This is a genomic window from Arthrobacter sp. R-11 (assembly GCF_049913155.1).
In the GTDB taxonomy this organism is placed as follows: domain Bacteria; phylum Actinomycetota; class Actinomycetes; order Actinomycetales; family Micrococcaceae; genus Arthrobacter.
The window spans coordinates 784,535-802,889 of sequence record NZ_CP183979.1; the positions used below are offsets into that span (position 1 = coordinate 784,535).

The window sequence follows — 18,355 nt, forward strand, 5'->3', positions numbered from 1 at the left end:
GACTCGCTTTGTCTGGGTGCCTTGCTACAGTGCGGCTAACGCCACACCACTGTTCTCAAGGAACCGGTCTCAAGGAGGAGCGATGGGTACACAACCGAACAGGAACGACCCGGAAACCGGGCAAGCACACGTCCTGGAACTCGATCCGGAGTTGCCGCCGCCCGCCGTTGACGACGCCGTCAGGGAAGCCGAGGAGAGGCGCTGGACCCCCGGGAAGATCGCCCTTTGGGCGGTGATTTCCTTGCTCGGAGCGGTGGCCTGGTTCATGGTTGCCCTGGTCCGCGGCGAGACCGTCAACGCTGTCTGGTTCGTCTTCGCGGCCGTCTGCACGTACCTCATCGGGTACCGCTTCTACTCCAGGGTGATCGAACGCTACTTGCTCAAACCCGATGACCGCCGGGCCACTCCGGCCGAATACAAGGCCGACGGCAAGGACTACGTCCGGACGGACCGGAACGTGCTGTTCGGCCACCACTTCGCCGCGATCGCGGGCGCCGGTCCCCTGGTCGGGCCCATCATCGCCGCCCAGATGGGGTATCTGCCGGGAACCATCTGGATCATCATCGGCGTCGTCCTTGCCGGTGCTGTCCAGGACTACCTCGTGATGTTCTTCTCCATGCGCCGCGGCGGCCGCTCCCTGGGACAGATGGCGCGGGAAGAACTCGGCGTGATCGGCGGAACGGCGGCCCTCGTGGCCACGCTGCTCATCATGATCATCATCGTGGCCATCCTGGCCCTGGTGGTGGTCAACGCCCTGGGCGAGAGCCCGTGGGGCGTCTTCTCGGTGGGCATGACCATCCCGATCGCCCTGTTCATGGGTGTCTACCTGCGCTTCATCCGGCCCGGCAAGGTCATGGAGGTTTCGATCATCGGCTTCGTGCTGCTGATGGCCGCGATCATCGGCGGCGGCATGGTGGCCGGCACACCGTGGGGTGCCTCCTTCTTCCACTTGGACAAGACCACCATCGCGTGGGGGATCATCGTCTACGGCTTCATCGCCGCCATCCTGCCGGTCTGGCTGCTTCTCGCGCCGCGGGATTACCTGTCCACGTTCATGAAGATCGGCGTGATCGTCATGCTGGCAGTGGCCATCATCGTGGTGCGCCCCGAAATCACCGTGCCGGCCTTCAGCGAATTCGCGGGCAGGGAGAACGGCCCCGTGTTCTCCGGGGCGTTGTTCCCGTTCCTGTTCGTCACCATCGCCTGCGGTGCCCTGTCCGGTTTCCATGCCCTGATTTCCTCTGGCACCACCCCCAAGCTGGTGGAGAAGGAACGCCAGACCCGCTTCATCGGCTACGGCGGCATGCTCATGGAATCCTTCGTCGCCATCATGGCCCTGGTGGCCGCAATCTCCATCGACCGCGGCATCTACTTCGCCATGAACGCTCCCACTGCCCTGACGGGCGGCACGGTGGAAACCGCCGCGCAATGGGTCAACAGCCTGGGCCTGTCCGGAGTCAACCTCGCTCCGGCAGACCTCGCGCAGACCGCCCAGAACGTCGGCGAGCCGAGCATCGTCTCGCGTTCGGGCGGCGCGCCGACCCTCGCCGTCGGCCTGGCGCACATCATGCAGCAGTTCATCGGCGGCACCGCAATGATGGCGTTCTGGTATCACTTCGCCATCATGTTCGAGGCACTGTTCATCCTCACCGCCGTGGATGCCGGCACCCGCGTTGCCCGCTTCATGCTGCAGGACTCCATCGGCAACTTCATCCCGAAGTTCAAGGAAGCGTCCTGGCGGCCCGGCGCCTGGCTGTGCACCGCCATCATGGTGGGTGCCTGGGGAGCCGTGCTGCTGATGGGCGTTACGGATCCGCTGGGCGGGATCAACACCCTGTTCCCGCTGTTCGGCATCGCCAACCAGTTGCTCGCCGCGATCGCGCTTGCCGTCTGCATGGCCATCGCCGCGAAACAGGGATCCTTCAAGTTCCTGTGGATTGTCGGGGTGCCGCTGGCATTCGCCGCCGTCGTGACCATCACCGCGAGTTTCCACAAGATCTTCTCCCCGGTGCCCGCGGTGGGCTACTTCGCCAACAACGCCGCCTTCGCCAAGGCCCTGGCAGACGGCAAGACCTCCTTCGGCACGGCCAAGACCGAGGCGGCCATGGAAGCGGTTGTCCGCAACACCATGGTGCAGGGGGTCCTCTCGGTGGTCTTCGTGGTGCTGAGCATCATCGTGATCATCACCGCCATTCTTGCCACGCTGAAGGCTTTCCGAGACGGCGGCGGCCGCAACCACGAGGACGCTCCGCGGCCGTCGCGGGTCTTCGCCCCGTCCGGGCTGTTCCCGACGGCGGCAGAGCGCGAACTCGCCGCGGCCTGGGCGAAGGTCCCGGCGGCCAAGCGTCTCGACCGGCCGGGACACCACTGATGGAGCCGCTAACGGAACCGGTGGCGGAAACGCTGCGACGCGGGCTCCGGGGGTTCGCTGCATATTTCCGGGGTGTGATGGGGGCTGACGCCTACCGGAAATACCTGGAACACCATGAGGCCTGCGGCCATCCTGTGGCGCCGATGACTGAGAAGCAGTTCTGGCGGGACCGGATGGACCGCCAGGACTCGGACCCGCAGGGGAGATGTTGTTGAACGCAGCATGCAGGGGTGAGGAAACGGGCGGCGGACGGCTTGCGGTGCATGAGAGTATGAAGCCATGAGTGATGTGGACGCCCCTCAGGACAGCAGCAACAGCTCTGATGACATTCCGGTGGAAGGAACCACCCTGGAAGAGGACATCGCGGCAAAGGCTGCGGAAACCACAGAAGCCAAGGGCAACGGACACAAGCCCGCGGGAAAGAAACCGAGTTCCCTTCAGGACCTGATCGATGAACCCGCGAAGGTCATGCGGATCGGGACGATGGTCAGGCAGCTGCTTGAAGAAGTGAAGGCAGCCCCCTTGGACGATGCCGCCCGTGGCCGGCTCGCCGAGATCCACGAACGGTCCATCAGGGAGCTCGAGGACGGCCTGGCGCCGGAACTTGTCGAGGAACTTGAACGGATCAGCCTGCCGCTCCCGGAGGACGCTCCGCCGTCGGACGCTGAACTCCGAATTGCACAAGCCCAGCTGGTGGGCTGGCTGGAGGGGCTCTTCCATGGCATCCAGGCCGCCATCGCCGCGCAGCAGGCGGCCCGGGAGCGTGCCACCGCGCAGATGCAGTTGCGGCAGCTGCCGCCTGGGACCATGATCGCGCCCGGCGTGGTGATCGGGGCCAACGGCGAACCGCAGCGGGCTCCCGCCCAGAAGGGCGAGCCCGGCAAGGGCCAGCCCAGCGGTATCGACGATCCGGACCATGGCCCCGGCCAGTATCTCTGAGCTTCGCTTGGGTCTCTTTGGGGAGCTCCGCCAAGGGCGGAGGGATGACGCCGAACTCGGCAAGGGCCTGTGGCGGCGCGCCCATGACCGTTTCCACCGTGGCCTGGACCGGTACCACCAGGTGCTGGAAGGCGTGGAGGACGAGCAACTGTACGGTGAGCTCGTTGTCATCGCCAATGAGCTCGCGGAACTGTCCGCCCGGGTGCGCGGAGTGTGCATCGAGGCCCAGCGGCTCGCGCCCAGCGAGGGCCTGGACATTCCGGGGCAGCTGGCTGGTGTCCACCGTGCCCTGTCCAAGGCGGGGAACTCCTTGGCGACGACGGCGGAGGCCGCCGCGATGCTGCGCCTCGCCGTCCCTGCGGCACCGCTGGGAGCGGCCTCCGTGCGACGCCGGGCCGAAGCCGTCCATGAACACGTGGATGAAGCCGAGCGGTTGATGCGAGGCTAGCCTGTGCAGTTCCGGGGAACGGGAACGGATTATTCCCGCATGACCGGAATTAAGCGCCGAGCTTAGCTGTTACGAAAACCATGGCTCCGGCGTCGTCGGGGCTGGCAGGATGGGCCCATGACTTCGTCTCCAAATCTGACTTTTAACGACGGCAACTCCATTCCCCAGCTCGGCTACGGGGTGTGGCAGGTTGAGGACGATGTAGCCGAAAAGGTAGTCCGCCAGGCATTCGAGGCCGGCTACCGCCACATCGACACTGCCAAGATCTATGGCAACGAGGCTGGTGTGGGCCGCGCGATCGCAGCATCCGGCCTGAAACCCGAAGAAATCTTCATCACCACCAAGCTGTGGAACGCCGACCAGGGCTACGAGTCCACGCTTGAAGCGTTCGAGGCCTCCCTGGACCGCCTTGGCCTCGAGACCCTTGATCTCTACCTGATCCACTGGATGCAGCCCAAGCAGGACAAATACCTGGACACGTGGAAGGCATTCATTGAGCTGCAGAAGCGCGGCCGCGTCAAGAGCATCGGCGTCTCCAACTTCAGCAAGGAGGGCCTGCAGCGCCTGATCGACGAGACCGGAGTGGTGCCGGCGATCCACCAGATCGAGCTGCACCCCTTCTTCAACCAGGCGGAGCTGCGTGAATTCAATGCCGCCAACGGCATCCTGACCCAGGCCTGGTCCCCGCTGGGCCAAGGCGGCGAGCTGCTGGCGGACGAGACGATCGCGGGCATCGCCGCCAAACACGGCGCAACTCCGGCCCAGGTCGTCGTCGCCTGGCACCTGGCCATCGGCAACGTCGTGATCCCGAAGTCGGTCACCGAATCCCGGATCGTAGAGAACTTCGAATCCCTCGGGGTCACCCTTGACGCCGCTGACATCGAGGCCATCAACGGCCTGGACCGGGGCGCCGACGGCCGCATCGGCCCGGACCCGGCGGTTTCCGACTTCGCCTAGTCCCGGAAGTCAGCAAGGACCTGGAAGATCAGCAAGGTCCTGGAAGATCAGCAAGGTCCTGGAAGATCAGCAAGGTGCCGCAAGGTCCACGAAGGGGTCCGCGCTCATGGAGTGCGGACCCCTTTTGCGTGCCCCGCCTTGCGCGCCCTGCCGGTGCAGCTACATGCCCTCGTAGCGTCCCCTGGCGGCGATCACCTCGGGCATGTTGTCTTCGGCCCAGAGCTTCAGTTGGCCCATGACCTTCAGCAGGGAACTTCCGAGCTCCGTCAAGGAGTAGGTCACCGTCACCGGGACGGTAGCTTCGATGTCCCGGTGCACCATGCCGTCACGTTCGAGGTTCCGCAGGGTCTGGGTCAGCATTTTTTGGCTCACCCCTGCTACAACCCGGGCGATCTCGGAATACCGGGCAGGTCCGTCTCCCAGCTCGGTGAGGACCAGGACCACCCATTTGTTTGAAATCCGCTCCAGGAGCTGGCGGCTCGGGCATGCCGCCAGGTACGCATCGTAGTCGTGCTTCCGCGCCGCGCGCCGCTGCGCCGCCGTGGTCGTGGCCATGCTTACCTCCATGGGGGATACGCACTCTCAGGTGCCTACTTACCAAAAGAGAGTAAGGCCGGAAGGATCGGATAGGAAAACACGCCAATCCTTCAAGGAGGACAAATGAAGACAGCCATTGCCACGCCCAACGGAATCGAGCTCGCCGAACTGGAGGAGCTGGCGCCCGGCCCGGGCGAGGTATTGCTCGAGGTGCGGGCCGCCGCGGTGAACCCTGTCGACGCCATGATCGAGGCCGGCGTGCCGCGGGAGCTGGGATGGGTGCCGGCGGACGCCCCGATCGGGCTCGGCGCGGATGTTGCGGGAACCGTGCTCGCCGTCGGGGCCGGCGTCTTTGCTGAACGGCCGGAACTGGCCCCGGGTGTGCGGGTCGCCGGATTCCGTGGCGACTTCGTTTCAGCCCGCGGCACCTTCGCCCACCGGGTGGTACTGCCCGCCGCCTCGCTCGCGGTCATCCCGGAGGCCCTGGACTTCGTCGAGGCGGCGACCATTCCGCTGAATTCCTCGAGTGCCGCCCAGGCCATCGCCCTCGCGGGGGAGCCGTCCGGGACCCTGCTCGTCACCGGGGCGGCGGGCGCGGTCGGCGGCCTTGCCGTCACCCTGGCCCGCCGCGCAGGCTGGCGGGTCGCGGCACTCGCCCGGCCTGCCGACGTCGGCTTCCTCCAGGAGGCCGGCGCCGAGGAAATCATCGCCAGCCTCGGGAAGGCCCGTTTCGATGCGGTGCTGGATGCCGCTGCCCTGGGGGAGCCGGCGGTGGACGCCGTGGCCGACGGCGGGACGTACGTGGGGCTGGTTCCGCCGGCACTGCCGGTCTCCGAGCGGGTGGTGACGACGGCACTCACCGCGGTGCCGGAGAGCAGCGAACTGGCCGCGCACCTCGAGCTGGCGGCCGACGGCGTGCTGGCGCCCCGGGTGTTCGCGGCCTGGCCTTTGGAACGGGCTGCCGAGGCGATTGCCGCCGTGGCGGCGGGAGGCGTCAGGGGCCGTTACGTCCTGGTGCCGTAGACGCAGCTGCGGATCGTTGAGCCGCGGAGGGCTGCAGGTCAAGGTCCTCGGCAGGACTGCCGAAGGACGCCAAATTCGGAAGTGCTGCGAGGGCTTCAGTGTGGGTGGCGCCGGCGGCTTCCATCAGGTCGACCATGAATGGGCGGAACGTCAGGATCAGGGCCTGGCCCTCCACCGTTGCCGCGTGGAAGCGGTCCGGCGCCAGCTCAGCCGCCAAGTGCATCAGCTGGCTCAGGGTTTGCCGGATTCCGGACTCCCTGCGTTTCGGGTCCCGCTCGCAGTAGTTCTCGCCGAGCCCGGCCACGAGCTGGGCCGTGTGCTTCAGGAAGCGCGAAAATTGGAGCGCTCCCTCCTCCGGGAGGGCCAGACTGTTGATGGAGTGGGTGAGTCGTCGGCTGAAGACACGGCTGTTCCTGAGCGCAAGGTCCAGCTTTTCCGCCGTTAGCAAAGAACGCCGGATGTGCTCCCTGTGGCGCCACTGGAACGGGGAGATGATGGTTCCTTCCCGCGCCTTGCCCAGGACTTCTTTGGCTTCGACAATGACGGATTGGCTGTTCCGTGCCCGTATGAGGGCGTGCCACGCCAGGGTTGAATCGTTCGCCTCGAGTGCTTCCGAGGTGCCGAGAAGCACAGCGGAGATTTCATGGGTCAGTTTGCGGATGGCTTCGCGCGGCCTTTTGAGCCGCACTGTCGGCACAACGGCCGTGGCAATCCAGGCGATGGCCCCGCCAACCGAGGCATCGAGGATCGTGTGCAGTGAAGAACCCTGGGCGGAGGGGATCATCGCCACGAGGGTTGCCTGAATCGCCATCTGTGTGGCGAATACTGCGCCCTTGTTGAGGAACCGGGCCATCAACGTGGCAACGAAAACAATCAGGATTGCTTGTGCCGGGCCGTTCCCCAGGATGTGGGTGAGCACTACGCCCGCTGTCACGCCGAGCATGCACCCGATGGCCACCTCCAAAGCTCTGCGCGTGCGCCAGTCTCCGGAGAACTGCAGTGTGAGCAGTGCAGCAACGGCGGCGAACACAGGACTGGCGTGGCCGAGCACATGCTCAGCAAACAGATAGGCCGTCACTGCACACAGAGCCATCACGAATGACTGGCTGATGGAAGCCTTGCATCGGTGGTATCCGGCGCGGAGATACGGCAGGAGGCGGTTGGCCATGGCTGGGGAATTCCTTCTTCCTGCCCGCCATGCGACGGGCAGCGGCATCGCAATCGGGGCACGCCCCACTGGCTTTGCAGGGGCTACCCAAAACGTAGCCGGGAATCATTTCGTGCACGTTGCCGCGGAATTACTGCGGGTTGCCGGCCCTGAACTGCGGCAGAAAACAAACAAGCCCCGCCATTCCAAGGAATGGCGGGGCTTTTCCGAGCTTCCTATCAGAATCGAACTGATGACCTTTTCATTACGAGTGAAACGCTCTACCGACTGAGCTAAGGAAGCACCGCGGTTCTTCCGGAAGGACCGGCTGAATCACGCAAGACACAACTGTAATGGAGCCACCGCGCCCGGGTCAAAACGGTTCCGGGCGGCCGGAAAGCCCCTTATCCGGGCAGCCGGAGAGCCTGCCCTCCGGACGGCCGGAAACAGGGTTGGCACGGAGTTCATCCGCCTGTCGGGCGCGGTTCAGCGGGCGGTCGAGGGCGCGGCGGAAGCTGGGCGGAATACCGTGGCCGTTGATGCCGGCCACCGACGCCGGGACCTGCACAGGTCCATCAGCAAAGGGGAACGATGAGCATGGACAACGTGGGGTCACCCGGGAACCTTGAAGGCCTCACACGGCCTCCGCGCCTGAAGCTGGCGGTCCTCGACATGGTGGGCACCACCATCACCGATGATGGCCGCACCGAACGGGCCATGGCCCGGGCCCTGCTCGAACACGGCGTGGAGCCGGGATCCACACGCTTCGAGAGCATGCTCGGCTACGCCCGGGACACCATGGGGTATTCCAAGCTGACCGTCTTCACCCACCTCTTCGATGACCCGCGCATGGCCGAAAGCGCCAACAAGACCTTCGAACTGGCCTACGACGAGCTGATCGCGGACGGCGGGGTCCGCGCCATCCCAGGATCCGCAGAATCCATTGCCTGGCTGCGCGACGCCGGCATGAAGGTCTGCCTGGCCACGGGCTTCGGCCGGCACACCCAAAACATGGTCCTCGAGTCCCTGGGCTGGATGGGGGAGGCGGACCTCAGCCTGTGCCCGGACGACGCCGGCCGCGGCCGCCCCTACCCGGACATGATCCTCACCGCCGTCCTCGCCCTCGACCTGGACGATGTCCGTGAGGTCGTGGTCGTCGGCGACACAAGTTCTGACATGCTTTCCGGCGTGCGTGCGGGAGCCTCCGCCGTGGTCGGAGTCCTCAGTGGCTCCCACTCGGAGGCGACTCTCCGCGCCGCCGGGGCCACCGCCGTCGTGCCGTCCATCAGGGAACTGCCGGCACTGCTGGAACCGCGCGCAGCGCGGATCTAGCCGGACTGTCAGCAGCGGGTGCCGTCGGTCGGCACTTTGCCGCTCAGGAAGTAGTCGTCGACGGCGGTGGAGACGCAGCGGTTGGAGCGGCCGTAGGCGGTGTGGCCTTCGCCCTGCCAGGTCACCAGGGATGCGTTGCCGAGTTGCTTGCGCATGGCCTGTGCCCAGGCGAGCGGGGTGGCGGGGTCCCCTGTGGTGCCGATGACGACGATCGGGGACTGGCCGGTGTACTTGGCCGGCGCCGGGGAACCGATCGGTTTGAACGGCCAGTCCTTGCAGTTCACCCCGCCGTAGGCGAAGTACGGGCCGAAGGTGGGCGCCAGCTTCGTGAGCCGTTCCGCCTCCGCCCGCATGCCGGCAGTGTCGGTGACCATCGGGTAGTCGAGGCAGTTGATCGCGTTGAACGCGAAGCCGGTGTTGGAGTTGTAGGTGCCATCCGGGTTGCGGTCGGCCCCGAGATCGGCAATGCGCAGCATGAGGGACAGATCGCCGTCGAACGCCGCGCTCAGCGCCTGGGTCAGCACCGGCCACGAGGCGTCGTCGTAGAGCGGAGTGTAGAGGCCACTGACCAAGGTGGGGCCGTTGACCAGCCGGCCGTCGCTGGCTGGTTCGGGGTTGGCGTCAACAGCGGACACCAGGTCCCTGATCTGCTGCATCCCGTCATCCACGCTGCCGGACAGCGGGCAATCCCCCTGCCCCAGGCAGTCCTCCACGTAGCGGCGCAGGGACTTCTCGAAAGCCACCACCTGCTGGGCCGTCAGCTCCTGGTTGCTGAGCGCCAGGTTCACGGCGCCGTCCAGCACCAGCCGGCCTACGTTGTCCGGGAAGAGCTCGGCATAGGTGGCCCCAAGCGATGTTCCATAGGAGTAGCCCAGGTAGTTCAGCTTGGCGTCGCCGAGCAGCGCGCGCAGGACGTCCATGTCCTTGGCCGAGCTTTCGGTGTCGATGTGGCCCAAAGCCGGGCCGGATTTCTCCACGCACTTGGCGATGATGTCCTTGTTGTCGGCGAGGGCCGCCTGGAGTCCGGCATCGGTGTTGAGGTGGTACACCTTCTCACGGCTTTCGTCCCGCTCGATGTCGCTAAGGCAGGTGACCGGCGCTGAGCGTTTCACGCCGCGGGGATCGAAGCCCACCATGTCAAAGCCGGCCCGCAGTTTCGCGGTGAAGTGGGTCTTCGCCGCGTCCTTGAGGAAGTCGAAGCCGGAGGCGCCCGGGCCGCCGGGGTTCACCAGGATGGAGCCCTTCTTGCTGCCACGGGCAGGGAGCCGGATCGCCGCAATGACAATGCTGCCCGCCTCGGGGTGCGCGTAATCGGTGGGGACCTTGATATTTGCGCACTGGAATCCGTTTTCGCAGGAGCTCCAGTCCACCTTCTGGGAGTAGAAGGACTCCAGGCCTTTCGGAACGGCCGCCCGGGCGTCCGGGTTCTGCCCGCTGCCGCTTGTCGAACTGCCTCCGGAGCCGCCGCCGAGGGGCAGGGAGAAGACACAGCCGCTGAGCAGCAGGCCAGCCGAAAGCACCGCCGCAATAACGCCCGGAACGCGGCCCTTGGGGCTCCGCCGGGGCTTTCCGGGCCGGGGTGTTGCGGGGTTCATGCGGTTCTCCTCGATGCTGCGCTGGATGCGGGGGCAGGGGTACTGGCTGTTACTGGATGAGGCTGCTTGCCATTGACTCCACCGCGAGCAGCGGCGCCACATTGCTGGTGGTGATCCGGACCCTTGCCTTGTTGATGGCATCCATCCGGGCCAGGGTGGTTTCCGGGGTCGAAGCGGCGGCGTAGGCTTCCAGCTCGCCCCTGAGTTCAACATTGACCAGCTCCACGGCGTTCCCCAGCTGGATCACCAGGACGTCGCGGTAGAAGGAGAGCAGGTCGGTGAGCGTGCGGTCCAAGGAGTCCGTGATGGAGCGTTTGGCGCGGCGTTTCTGGTCGTCTTCGAGCTGTTTGACCTGGCTGCGCATCGCCGGCGGAAGCGTCCCGGTGTCCGGCGCCCCGAGGCTTGCCAGGAGCGCGGCCTTCTCCGCGGCGTCGCGTTCCTCGTTGGAACTGTTCGCCTCATCCGTGGCGATCTTCACGAGCTTCTCGGCCATCATGACGGCCGCGGTCACCCCGCGCAGCCCCAAGGGGAAGCGGACCGTCTCCAGCCGCCGTTCGCGGGCCTCCGGATCGCGGGCCAGGCGCCGGGCGATCCCCACATGGCTTTGCGCCGCCCTGGCCGCGCGCTCGGCCAAGCCAGGTTCGACGCCGTCGCGCCTGACAAGCAGCGCGGCGACGTCCGCCGCCGGCGGAAGCCGCAGCCCCACCGGGCGGCAGCGCGAGCGGATAGTGACCAGCACGTCCGCGGGGGAGGGAGCGCACAGCATCCAGATGGTGCGGGGCGTCGGTTCCTCGATGGCTTTCAGCAACACGTTGGTGGTCCGCTCGGCCATGCGGTCGGCGTCTTCCACCACGATGATCCGCCAACGGCCCGACGACGGCCGGTCACCGGCCTTGGCCACCAGCTGCCGTGCTTCCTCGATGGTGATAGTGACTTTCTCCGTGCGGACGAAGGTCACGTCCGAATGCGTTTCGGCCAGGATCGTGTGGCAGGAATGGCATTCGCCGCAGCCGCGCAGGGTGACGTCTTCCTGTTCGCAGTTGAGAGCGGCGGCGAAGGCCTTGGCCGCGTTGGATCGACCGGAACCCGGGGGGCCCGTGAACAGCCAGGCATGGGTGAGCCCATCGCCCTGCGCAGCCTGCCGGAGCTGGGCCACCACCGGCGCCTGGCCCTGAAGGTCGTCCCAGACGGTCATGGCCTGCCTCCGGGGACGGTGGTTTCGAGCAACTGCCGGACCCGTTCGAGGACGCGCGCGGCGAGTTCTTCCACCGGGTCCTTCGCCGGGAGCACAAGGTACGCCCCGGGCTTGGCCGCAGCCAGTTCCAGGAAGGCGTGGCGGATACGGGAGTGGAAGTCGTCGGGTTCCGATTCGAGGCGGTCCTCCCCGGCGTTGCCCGCGGTCCGCCGCTCGCGGCCGTCCTCGGGGCGGACATCCAACAGCACCGTCAGGTCCGGCTCCAAGTTCTCGGTGGCCCATTCGTTCAGGCTGCGGACATCGGCGGTGCCGAGCCCGCGGCCGGCACCCTGGTACGCCACCGAGGAGTCGATGTAGCGGTCAGTGATGACGACGGTGCCCTCCGCCAGGGCGGGCCGGATCACCTGGTGCGCGTGGGCGGCCCGGGAAGCAGCGAACATCAGGGCCTCGGTGCGGGCGTCGATGGTGCCGTGGCCATGGTCCAGCACGAGGGAACGCAGCTTTTCGCCGATGGGCGTTCCGCCGGGTTCACGGGTCCGCAGCACGGTGTGGCCGAGGGATTCGAGTGCCCCGGCCAGGCGGGCGGCCTGCGTGGACTTGCCCGCCCCGTCCCCGCCCTCGAAGGCGATGAAGATTCCTCGGCTCTGCGTAGTCACGGATCTAAGGTTACAGAGGAACCCTGACAGTAAAGGGACGGGGGCGGGCCGGGCCATTACGCTTTTAGCCATGAGTCTTTCCCGAGAGCACGCGGCGGAACTGTCGGCCGATACCGTGGTGGTGGCGGCAGGCCGCCCCGAACGCGCCCACGACGAAGCGGTGAATCCGCCCATCGTCCTGTCCTCCACCTATTTCGGGACCGGTGCGCTCGGCGACGGCGACCGCGGCTACGGGCGGTACGCGAACCCCACCTGGGACCCGTTCGAGGAAGCCCTCGCCCAGCTGGAAGGCGCGGAGCTTCCCGGCCTGCTCTACGCCTCGGGACTCGCCGCGGTCAGCTCGGCACTGTCCCTGATCCCGGCCGGCGGTGTGCTGGTGATGCCTTCGCACAGCTACTCCGGCTCGCTCGTGATGGCCTCGGAACTCGCCGCCAAGGGACACCTCGAACTGCGCACCGTGGACATCGCGGACACCGACGCGGTAATAGCCGAACTCGCTCCCGTGGACGGCAAGGCCGCGGACATGCTCTGGATGGAAAGCCCGACCAACCCGATGCTCGGCATCGCTGACGTCCGGGCCCTCACGGACGCGGCACATGCCGCCGGGGCGGTTGTCGTCACCGACAACACCTTCTCCACGCCCCTGGTGCAGCAGCCGCTCACCCTGGGCTCCGACGTCGTGCTCCACTCGGTCACCAAATACCTCGCCGGGCATTCCGATGTCGTCCTCGGCGCCCTGGTCACTTCCAACCCGGAGATCCGCGCCGAACTGCTGCACCAGCGCACCATCCACGGCGGCATCGCCGGGCCGTTCGAAGCTTGGCTCGCGCTGCGGGGGCTGCGCACGCTCGCGCTGCGGGTGGAGCGCTCGCAGGCGTCGGCCGCTGTCCTTGCGGACAGGCTGAAGGACCATCCGCGGGTGGAAAGCATCCGTTTCCCCGGCCTGCCGGACGACCCCGGCCACGAGCGCGCCAGCAAGCAGATGAAGGGTTTCGGTTCCATCCTCTGCATCCAGATGGCCGGCGACGCTTCCCGGAGCGGAGCCGAGGCCGCGGACGAACTCGTCAGGGCCCTGCGCCTCTGGATTCCGGCGACGTCCCTGGGCGGCGTCGAATCCCTCATCGAACGCCGGCGCCGGCACTCGGCCGAACCGGAAAGCGTCCCGGAAAACCTGGTCCGGATGAGCGTGGGCATCGAGAACGTCGAGGACCTGTGGGCGGACCTGGAGCAAGCGCTGGCTTCCCTTGAGGGATAGCATGGGCCAGTGGACGGAAAATTCTTGATCGGGACCATCCAGGCTGGAATCTATTTCATCCTGGGTTTGATCGCCTTCGGGCTGGAGCTGTGGGCGCTGGTGGACTGCCTGCGCTACAAGCCCGCCCAGTTTGAGGCTGCGTTCAAGCGCACCAAGACTTTCTGGCTCGCCATCACCGGCATCTCCGCAGCCATCGGCGCCTTTTCCGTCTTTCTCGGCGGCTCCAGCCTGAGCCTCTTCGGTATCGCGGCCGTCACCGCCGCCAGCGTCTACCTGGCCGACGTCCGCCCGGCCCTGCGCGAAATCGGCAACAGCGGCCGCAGTCAAGGCCCCTACGGGCAGGGTCCCTACGGCTGGTAACCCCTAGGCTGGTAACCGCCGCTAGGCGGGGCCACAGCCATCCAGTCCACGGTCAGCTCGCCCAGCCGCCAGCGTGCCGGCCCGTCCTGGACCGGCCAGCCGGCCTCGCGTAGCGCAAGGCACATTGCCGTCCAGCGTTGACGTTTGCCGAAGGACGCCATGGGAGCGGCCGCCAGCCAGGCCTGGTCCATGGCCTGCAGAAGGGCATGGATCCGTTCCCCCGGGATGTTGCGGTGAATAAGGGCTTTGGGCAGCCGTTCGGCGATGTCGGAGGGCAGTTCGAAGCTGCCGAAACGCACCGAGAAGCTCAAGCTCAACGGTCCGCCGGCACCGAGCGCCACCCAGCTCACGCGCCGGCCGATCTCGTCGCAGGTGCCGTCGATGAACAGCCCGCCCGGGGCCAGGCGCGAGCACACGAGGTCCCAGATCGCCGCCACATCGTCTTCCTCGTACTGTCGCAGGACGTTGAAGGCGCGCACCAGCACCGGCTTTCCGGGAACCGGCAGTTCGAATCCGCCGAGGTGGAAGCTCAGGCCGGGCCGCTCCAGTTCCTTGGCCAGTCGCACGCGCTCGGGCTCGATCTCGATCCCGCACACCCGGACGTCGGGACGCACGGCCCGCAGCCGTTCGAAGAGTTCGACGGCGGTGGCCGGCGAGGCGCCGTAGCCCAGGTCCACCACCAAGGGGTCGACGGCGGCGCGCAACCGCCAGGCCTGCGGTCCGGCCAGCCAACGGTCCAGGCGGCGCATGCGGTTGGGATTCGTGGTGCCGCGGGTGATGTTGCCTACCGGCTTGCCATGCCTGCCTGTTACCCGCTCCGCTTTCTGGACCACCCTCCAAGGTTAACCTGAGCACCTGGCCAGGACTGCCGCCGTCGGGCGTAACGCCCGGCAACGCCGCGTGCCGCTCGGATAGGATGTGGACCATGACTTACAAGCTGATTCTGCTGCGCCACGGCCACAGCGACTGGAACGCCAAGAACCTGTTCACCGGCTGGGTGGACGTCGACCTGAACGACCAAGGCCGTGCGGAAGCAGCCCGCGGCGGGGAGCTCCTGGTTGAGAACAATGTTCTCCCGGACATCCTCTACACCTCGCTGCTCAGGCGTGCGATCAACACCGCCAACATCGCCCTGGACAAGGCCGACCGCGGCTGGATCCCGGTCAAGCGTGACTGGCGGCTGAACGAGCGCCACTACGGCGCCCTGCAGGGCAAGGACAAGGCCCAGACCCTCGCCGAGTTCGGTGAAGAGCAGTTCATGGAATGGCGCCGCAGCTACGACACCCCGCCGCCCCCCCTCTCGGATGACAGCGAGTTCTCGCAGGCCAACGACCCCCGCTACGACGGCCTGGGCGACGCACTGCCGCGTACCGAGTGCCTCAAGGACGTCCTCGTGCGCCTGCTGCCGTACTGGGAATCGGACATCAAGGAAGACCTCAAGGCTGGCAAGACCGTTCTGGTCACCGCCCACGGCAACTCCCTTCGCGCTCTCGTCAAGCACCTCGACGGCATCGGCGACGAGGACATCGCCGGCCTGAACATCCCCACCGGCATCCCGCTGGTGTACGAACTGGACGAGGACTTCCAGCCGATCAACCGCGGCGGTACCTACCTTGACCCCGAGGCCGCTGCCGAGTCCATCAAGGCCGTCGCCGCCCAGGGCAAAAAGTAAAGATCCGCTCTGGTTTAACGACGTCGGCCGCTTACCTCGCGAGGTAAGCGGCCGACGTCGTTTGTTTAAGGAAGCGTCAGAAGCCTTCCGGCTGCCATTCGCCGGTGACGAGGTAGCTGACCTTGCGGGCAACCGAAACACCGTGGTCGGCGAAGCGTTCGAAGTAGCGGCTCGCCAGGGCGACGTCCACGGTGGTCGACGGCGTCTCTTGCCAGGAAGGCTCGGCGATCGTCCTGAACACGCTCAGGTGCAGGTCATCGAGGGCGATGTTCAGCTTGAGGATGTCCCGGGCGACCTCAAGGTCCCGGGTTTCGAGCAATTGGGTGACCTTGAGGCTGATTTCGAGGTCGAGCTGCGCCATTTCCTTGAAGGTCGCGGTCAGGGCTTCCGGGATGACCGTGGCCGGGAAGCGCAGGCGGGCGAGCTGTGCCACGTGGCGGGCGAGGTCGCCCATGCGCTCCAGCGAGGCGCTCATCCGCAGCGAACCCACGATCATGCGCAGGTCGCTGGCCACCGGCCCCTGCAGTGCGAGGATATCGATGGCCCGCTCGTCCAGGCTGTTCTGCAGGAAGTCGATCCGGGCATCGGCCGCGATGACATCCTGTGCCAGGTCCACGTCGGCACCCTCGAACGCGGTGGTTGCGTTCCGGATCGCCTCCGTGACCAGCTTTGAGATCTCGATGAGGTCTTCGCCCACCTGGGTGAGTTCCTCCTGAAAAACCTTGCGCACGTGGCGTCCTCTCTCTGTACATCTCTGCAGTACATTCGTGCAGTACATCCATGCTGGGCGCCTGGGCGGCGCGCACTGCTGTGTGGTCCAACCAGCAAGGGTGGCAGCGCGCGGTGAACGGCTGCGCATCTTTAGATGAACGTTAGTTGAACCAGGCCTGTTTGGCTGCGCAAGCCGGAATCGCCGTGTTTTGAACGCATATGCTGGATGCGTGGATCCAGTGCTCGTCGGTGTCATCGCAGGCCTTGTCGGCTTGTCCTGCGGTGTCTTGGGCGTGCTCGCCTTCAGGCTCAGCGAGCGGCAGCGCACCATCACCGATGTCGACATCGACGAGCCGCTCCTGCCGGAAGGCGCCGCGGAAGTCCTCTCCGTCGTCGGGCGAGCGTTCGTGGTGGTTGACGCGATCGACGGCGTTGTCCGGGCCAGTCCGGCCGCCTACGCCTACGGGCTGGTACGCGGGCACACCATTGTCCACAAGCAGCTGCTGGACATGACCGCGAAGGTCCGCCGCGACGGCGTCATCCTGGAGGAAACCCTCGAACTTCCCCGCGGCCCCATGGGCAAGGGCAGCATCGTGGTCCAGGTCCGGGCGGCCATGCTCGGCTGGGAGTACATTGTGCTGCTTGCCGACGACCGCACCGAAATCACCCGCACCGAGGAGATCCGCAACGACTTCGTCGCGAACGTCTCGCACGAGCTGAAGACTCCGGTGGGCGCAATCTCTTTGCTGGCGGAAGCACTTGAGGCCAGTCCCGACGACGAAGAAGCCGTCCGCCGTTTCGCCCGGCGCATGCACAAGGAGTCCGGCCGCCTGGCCGCCCTGGTGCAGGACATCATCGAGCTTTCCCGCTTGCAGGGCGCCAACGTGGCCCAGCAGGGGCATGCCGTGGACATCAACAAAGTGGTGGCCGAAGCCGTGGACCGTTCCCAGCTTCCGGCTGAAAGCAAGAACATCACCATCGTGGTGGGCGGGCGTTGCGAGTCCCAGGTCTTCGGCGACCAGGATCTTCTGGTGACCGCCCTGCGGAACCTCATCGACAACGCGATCCGCTATTCGCCTGAGAACACCCGGGTGGGTGTCGGGGTCCGGGCGAAGGAAGGCGTCGTCGCCATTTCCGTCACGGACCAGGGCGAGGGTATCAGCCCCGAGGAACAGGAGCGGGTCTTCGAGCGCTTTTACCGGGTGGATGCCGCCCGGTCACGGCAGACCGGCGGCACGGGCCTGGGCCTCAGCATCGTCAAGCACGTGGTGTCCAACCACGGCGGCGAAGTGACCTTGTGGTCCCAGCCCGGCCAGGGGTCCACCTTCACCATCCGGCTGCCTGAGCTTGAGGGCCACGACGCCGACGACGCCGGGGCAGCCCCGCGCGGCGCGATTCAGACCGCGGGCGCGCCAAGCGCCCATGAGCAAGGAGCAAGTGCTTGAGCAGGATACTTATTGTGGAGGACGAGGAGTCCTTCAGCGATCCCTTGTCCTATTTGCTGGGCAAGGAAGGCTTCGACGTCCAGGTGGTGGACAACGGCAGCGATGCCCTCGTGGAATTCGACCGCAACGGTGCCGACCTCGTGCTGCTGGACCTCCAGCTTCCTGGCACGCCGGGAACCGAGGTCTGCCGCCAGCTGCGCCAACGTTCGAGTGTGCCGGTCATCATGCTGACCGCCAAGGACTCCGAAATCGACAAGGTGGTAGGCCTGGAGCTCGGCGCCGACGACTACGTCACCAAGCCCTACTCCTCACGCGAACTCGTGGCCAGGGTGCGCGCCGTGCTCCGCAGGCAGGGCGAACCCGAAGAGCTCATCACCTCAACGGTGCAGGCCGGGCCCGTGCGCATGGACATCGAACGGCATGTCGTCAGCGTCAACGGCGAGCAGGTGGCGCTGCCGCTGAAGGAGTTCGAACTCCTGGAAATGCTCCTGCGGAATTCGGGCCGGGTGTTGACCCGCGGCCAGCTCATCGACCGGGTTTGGGGCTCCGACTACGTCGGCGACACCAAGACCCTGGACGTCCACGTGAAGCGACTGCGAGGCAAGATTGAACCCGATCCTTCGGCGCCGCGGTACCTCGTGACGGTGCGCGGTCTCGGCTACAAGTTCGAGCCCTAAGCCGTAGGGCACCCACTACGGACACGCAAAAAGGA

19 protein-coding genes and 1 tRNA gene are annotated in these 18,355 nt (G+C 66.4%); 12 read left to right on the top strand and 8 right to left on the bottom strand.

Annotation, left to right across the window (positions count from 1 at the left end; genetic code table 11):
* Positions 1 to 82 precede the first annotated feature (82 nt).
* The 5 genes from ACN9M4_RS03580 (at position 83) to ACN9M4_RS03600 (ending at position 4,715) form a co-directional block, all read left to right on the top strand.
* Entirely contained in the window at positions 83 to 2,371 is a 2,289-nt protein-coding gene (locus tag ACN9M4_RS03580; RefSeq protein WP_426302203.1) for a carbon starvation CstA family protein, read from the top strand.
* Positions 2,371 to 2,586: a YbdD/YjiX family protein gene (locus tag ACN9M4_RS03585; protein ID WP_426302204.1), complete on the top strand. Its 216-nt coding sequence runs from the start codon at positions 2,371 to 2,373 to the stop codon at positions 2,584 to 2,586. The genes ACN9M4_RS03580 and ACN9M4_RS03585 overlap by 1 nt, the downstream gene beginning before the upstream one ends.
* A gap of 64 nt (positions 2,587 to 2,650) precedes the next feature.
* Positions 2,651 to 3,310 carry a bacterial proteasome activator family protein gene (locus ACN9M4_RS03590; RefSeq protein ID WP_426302205.1) on the top strand — a complete coding sequence of 220 codons (660 nt, stop codon included), beginning with the start codon at positions 2,651 to 2,653 and terminating at the stop codon, positions 3,308 to 3,310.
* Complete coding sequence (locus ACN9M4_RS03595) at positions 3,288 to 3,758, top strand: hypothetical protein (RefSeq protein ID WP_426302206.1); 471 nt, start codon at positions 3,288 to 3,290, stop codon at positions 3,756 to 3,758. The genes ACN9M4_RS03590 and ACN9M4_RS03595 overlap by 23 nt, the downstream gene beginning before the upstream one ends.
* 117 nt (positions 3,759 to 3,875) lie before the next feature.
* Positions 3,876 to 4,715, top strand: a complete 840-nt coding sequence (locus tag ACN9M4_RS03600) for an aldo/keto reductase (protein ID WP_426302207.1) — start codon at positions 3,876 to 3,878, stop codon at positions 4,713 to 4,715.
* Between the two features lie 159 nt (positions 4,716 to 4,874).
* Here ACN9M4_RS03600 and ACN9M4_RS03605 read toward each other — a convergent pair whose 3' ends face one another.
* Positions 4,875 to 5,270 carry a winged helix-turn-helix transcriptional regulator gene (locus tag ACN9M4_RS03605; RefSeq protein ID WP_426302208.1) on the bottom strand — a complete coding sequence of 132 codons (396 nt, stop codon included), beginning with the start codon at positions 5,268 to 5,270 and terminating at the stop codon, positions 4,875 to 4,877.
* 105 nt (positions 5,271 to 5,375) lie between these two features.
* On the opposite strand from ACN9M4_RS03605, the gene ACN9M4_RS03610 reads away from it, so the two are divergent.
* A complete protein-coding gene (locus tag ACN9M4_RS03610) occupies positions 5,376 to 6,275 on the top strand; it encodes a zinc-binding dehydrogenase (RefSeq protein WP_426302209.1) in 900 nt (299 codons plus the stop codon).
* Here ACN9M4_RS03610 and ACN9M4_RS03615 read toward each other — a convergent pair.
* Both ACN9M4_RS03615 and ACN9M4_RS03620 read right to left on the bottom strand, forming a co-directional pair.
* Positions 6,247 to 7,443 (bottom strand): FUSC family protein, encoded by a 1,197-nt coding sequence (locus ACN9M4_RS03615; RefSeq protein ID WP_426302210.1) that lies wholly within the window; start codon positions 7,441 to 7,443, stop codon positions 6,247 to 6,249. The two genes, ACN9M4_RS03610 and ACN9M4_RS03615, sit on opposite strands and share 29 nt — an antisense overlap.
* Before the next feature lie 209 nt (positions 7,444 to 7,652).
* Positions 7,653 to 7,725: transfer RNA gene (locus ACN9M4_RS03620), tRNA-Thr, on the bottom strand.
* 294 nt (positions 7,726 to 8,019) lie between these two features.
* On the opposite strand from ACN9M4_RS03620, the gene ACN9M4_RS03625 reads away from it, so the two are divergent.
* Positions 8,020 to 8,754: an HAD-IA family hydrolase gene (locus tag ACN9M4_RS03625; protein WP_426303375.1), complete on the top strand. Its 735-nt coding sequence runs from the start codon at positions 8,020 to 8,022 to the stop codon at positions 8,752 to 8,754.
* Positions 8,755 to 8,762: 8 nt separating this feature from the next.
* On the opposite strand, the gene ACN9M4_RS03630 is transcribed toward ACN9M4_RS03625, so the two are convergent.
* The 3 genes from ACN9M4_RS03630 to tmk are packed head-to-tail and all read right to left on the bottom strand — an operon-like array spanning position 8,763 to position 12,200.
* Entirely contained in the window at positions 8,763 to 10,349 is a 1,587-nt protein-coding gene (locus ACN9M4_RS03630; protein WP_426302211.1) for an alpha/beta hydrolase, read from the bottom strand.
* A gap of 49 nt (positions 10,350 to 10,398) precedes the next feature.
* Entirely contained in the window at positions 10,399 to 11,544 is a 1,146-nt protein-coding gene (locus ACN9M4_RS03635) for a DNA polymerase III subunit delta' (protein ID WP_426302212.1), read from the bottom strand.
* The gene (gene tmk, locus ACN9M4_RS03640) at positions 11,541 to 12,200 is read right to left on the bottom strand and encodes a dTMP kinase (protein WP_426302213.1); all 660 of its coding nucleotides are present in this window, start codon (positions 12,198 to 12,200) and stop codon (positions 11,541 to 11,543) included. Before tmk ends, ACN9M4_RS03635 begins: the two co-directional genes overlap by 4 nt.
* A gap of 70 nt (positions 12,201 to 12,270) precedes the next feature.
* On the opposite strand from tmk, the gene ACN9M4_RS03645 reads away from it, so the two are divergent.
* Both ACN9M4_RS03645 and ACN9M4_RS03650 read left to right on the top strand, forming a co-directional pair.
* Positions 12,271 to 13,455, top strand: coding sequence for a trans-sulfuration enzyme family protein (locus tag ACN9M4_RS03645; protein ID WP_426302214.1), 1,185 nt, complete (start codon positions 12,271 to 12,273; stop codon positions 13,453 to 13,455).
* Positions 13,456 to 13,464: 9 nt separating this feature from the next.
* Positions 13,465 to 13,815 carry a DUF2516 family protein gene (locus ACN9M4_RS03650; protein WP_426302215.1) on the top strand — a complete coding sequence of 117 codons (351 nt, stop codon included), beginning with the start codon at positions 13,465 to 13,467 and terminating at the stop codon, positions 13,813 to 13,815.
* Here ACN9M4_RS03650 and ACN9M4_RS03655 read toward each other — a convergent pair.
* Positions 13,803 to 14,648 carry a class I SAM-dependent methyltransferase gene (locus ACN9M4_RS03655; RefSeq protein WP_426302216.1) on the bottom strand — a complete coding sequence of 282 codons (846 nt, stop codon included), beginning with the start codon at positions 14,646 to 14,648 and terminating at the stop codon, positions 13,803 to 13,805. The genes ACN9M4_RS03650 and ACN9M4_RS03655 overlap by 13 nt on opposite strands.
* A 92-nt stretch (positions 14,649 to 14,740) precedes the next feature.
* Here ACN9M4_RS03655 and ACN9M4_RS03660 point away from each other — a divergent pair, with 92 nt between their 5' ends.
* Positions 14,741 to 15,487, top strand: a complete 747-nt coding sequence (locus ACN9M4_RS03660) for a phosphoglyceromutase (protein WP_426302217.1) — start codon at positions 14,741 to 14,743, stop codon at positions 15,485 to 15,487.
* Between the two features lie 76 nt (positions 15,488 to 15,563).
* Here the strand turns inward: ACN9M4_RS03660 and phoU are convergent, their stop codons facing one another.
* A complete protein-coding gene (gene phoU / locus ACN9M4_RS03665) occupies positions 15,564 to 16,217 on the bottom strand; it encodes a phosphate signaling complex protein PhoU (RefSeq protein ID WP_426302218.1) in 654 nt (217 codons plus the stop codon).
* Positions 16,218 to 16,437: 220 nt separating this feature from the next.
* On the opposite strand from phoU, the gene ACN9M4_RS03670 reads away from it, so the two are divergent.
* Together ACN9M4_RS03670 and ACN9M4_RS03675 are read left to right on the top strand one after the other, a co-directional pair.
* Positions 16,438 to 17,643: a sensor histidine kinase gene (locus ACN9M4_RS03670; protein ID WP_426303376.1), complete on the top strand. Its 1,206-nt coding sequence runs from the start codon at positions 16,438 to 16,440 to the stop codon at positions 17,641 to 17,643.
* Positions 17,640 to 18,320 carry a winged helix-turn-helix domain-containing protein gene (locus tag ACN9M4_RS03675; RefSeq protein WP_426302219.1) on the top strand — a complete coding sequence of 227 codons (681 nt, stop codon included), beginning with the start codon at positions 17,640 to 17,642 and terminating at the stop codon, positions 18,318 to 18,320. The genes ACN9M4_RS03670 and ACN9M4_RS03675 overlap by 4 nt, the downstream gene beginning before the upstream one ends.
* Positions 18,321 to 18,355: the final 35 nt, after the last annotated feature.

Excerpts from the sequence above, each read along its gene's own strand:
- ACN9M4_RS03615 (WP_426302210.1), bottom strand. The coding sequence starts at position 7,443 with ATGGCCAACCGCCTCCTGCCGTATCTCCGCGCCGGATACCACCGATGC.
- ACN9M4_RS03625 (WP_426303375.1), top strand. The coding sequence starts at position 8,020 with ATGGACAACGTGGGGTCACCCGGGAACCTTGAAGGCCTCACACGGCCT.
- ACN9M4_RS03635 (WP_426302212.1), bottom strand. The coding sequence starts at position 11,544 with ATGACCGTCTGGGACGACCTTCAGGGCCAGGCGCCGGTGGTGGCCCAG.
- ACN9M4_RS03645 (WP_426302214.1), top strand. The coding sequence starts at position 12,271 with ATGAGTCTTTCCCGAGAGCACGCGGCGGAACTGTCGGCCGATACCGTG.
- ACN9M4_RS03595 (WP_426302206.1), top strand. The coding sequence starts at position 3,288 with ATGGCCCCGGCCAGTATCTCTGAGCTTCGCTTGGGTCTCTTTGGGGAG.
- ACN9M4_RS03660 (WP_426302217.1), top strand. The coding sequence starts at position 14,741 with ATGACTTACAAGCTGATTCTGCTGCGCCACGGCCACAGCGACTGGAAC.
- ACN9M4_RS03605 (WP_426302208.1), bottom strand. The coding sequence starts at position 5,270 with ATGGCCACGACCACGGCGGCGCAGCGGCGCGCGGCGCGGAAGCACGAC.
- ACN9M4_RS03630 (WP_426302211.1), bottom strand. The coding sequence starts at position 10,349 with ATGAACCCCGCAACACCCCGGCCCGGAAAGCCCCGGCGGAGCCCCAAG.
- ACN9M4_RS03610 (WP_426302209.1), top strand. The coding sequence starts at position 5,376 with ATGAAGACAGCCATTGCCACGCCCAACGGAATCGAGCTCGCCGAACTG.
- ACN9M4_RS03580 (WP_426302203.1), top strand. The coding sequence starts at position 83 with ATGGGTACACAACCGAACAGGAACGACCCGGAAACCGGGCAAGCACAC.
- ACN9M4_RS03585 (WP_426302204.1), top strand. The coding sequence starts at position 2,371 with ATGGAGCCGCTAACGGAACCGGTGGCGGAAACGCTGCGACGCGGGCTC.
- ACN9M4_RS03600 (WP_426302207.1), top strand. The coding sequence starts at position 3,876 with ATGACTTCGTCTCCAAATCTGACTTTTAACGACGGCAACTCCATTCCC.
- ACN9M4_RS03590 (WP_426302205.1), top strand. The coding sequence starts at position 2,651 with ATGAGTGATGTGGACGCCCCTCAGGACAGCAGCAACAGCTCTGATGAC.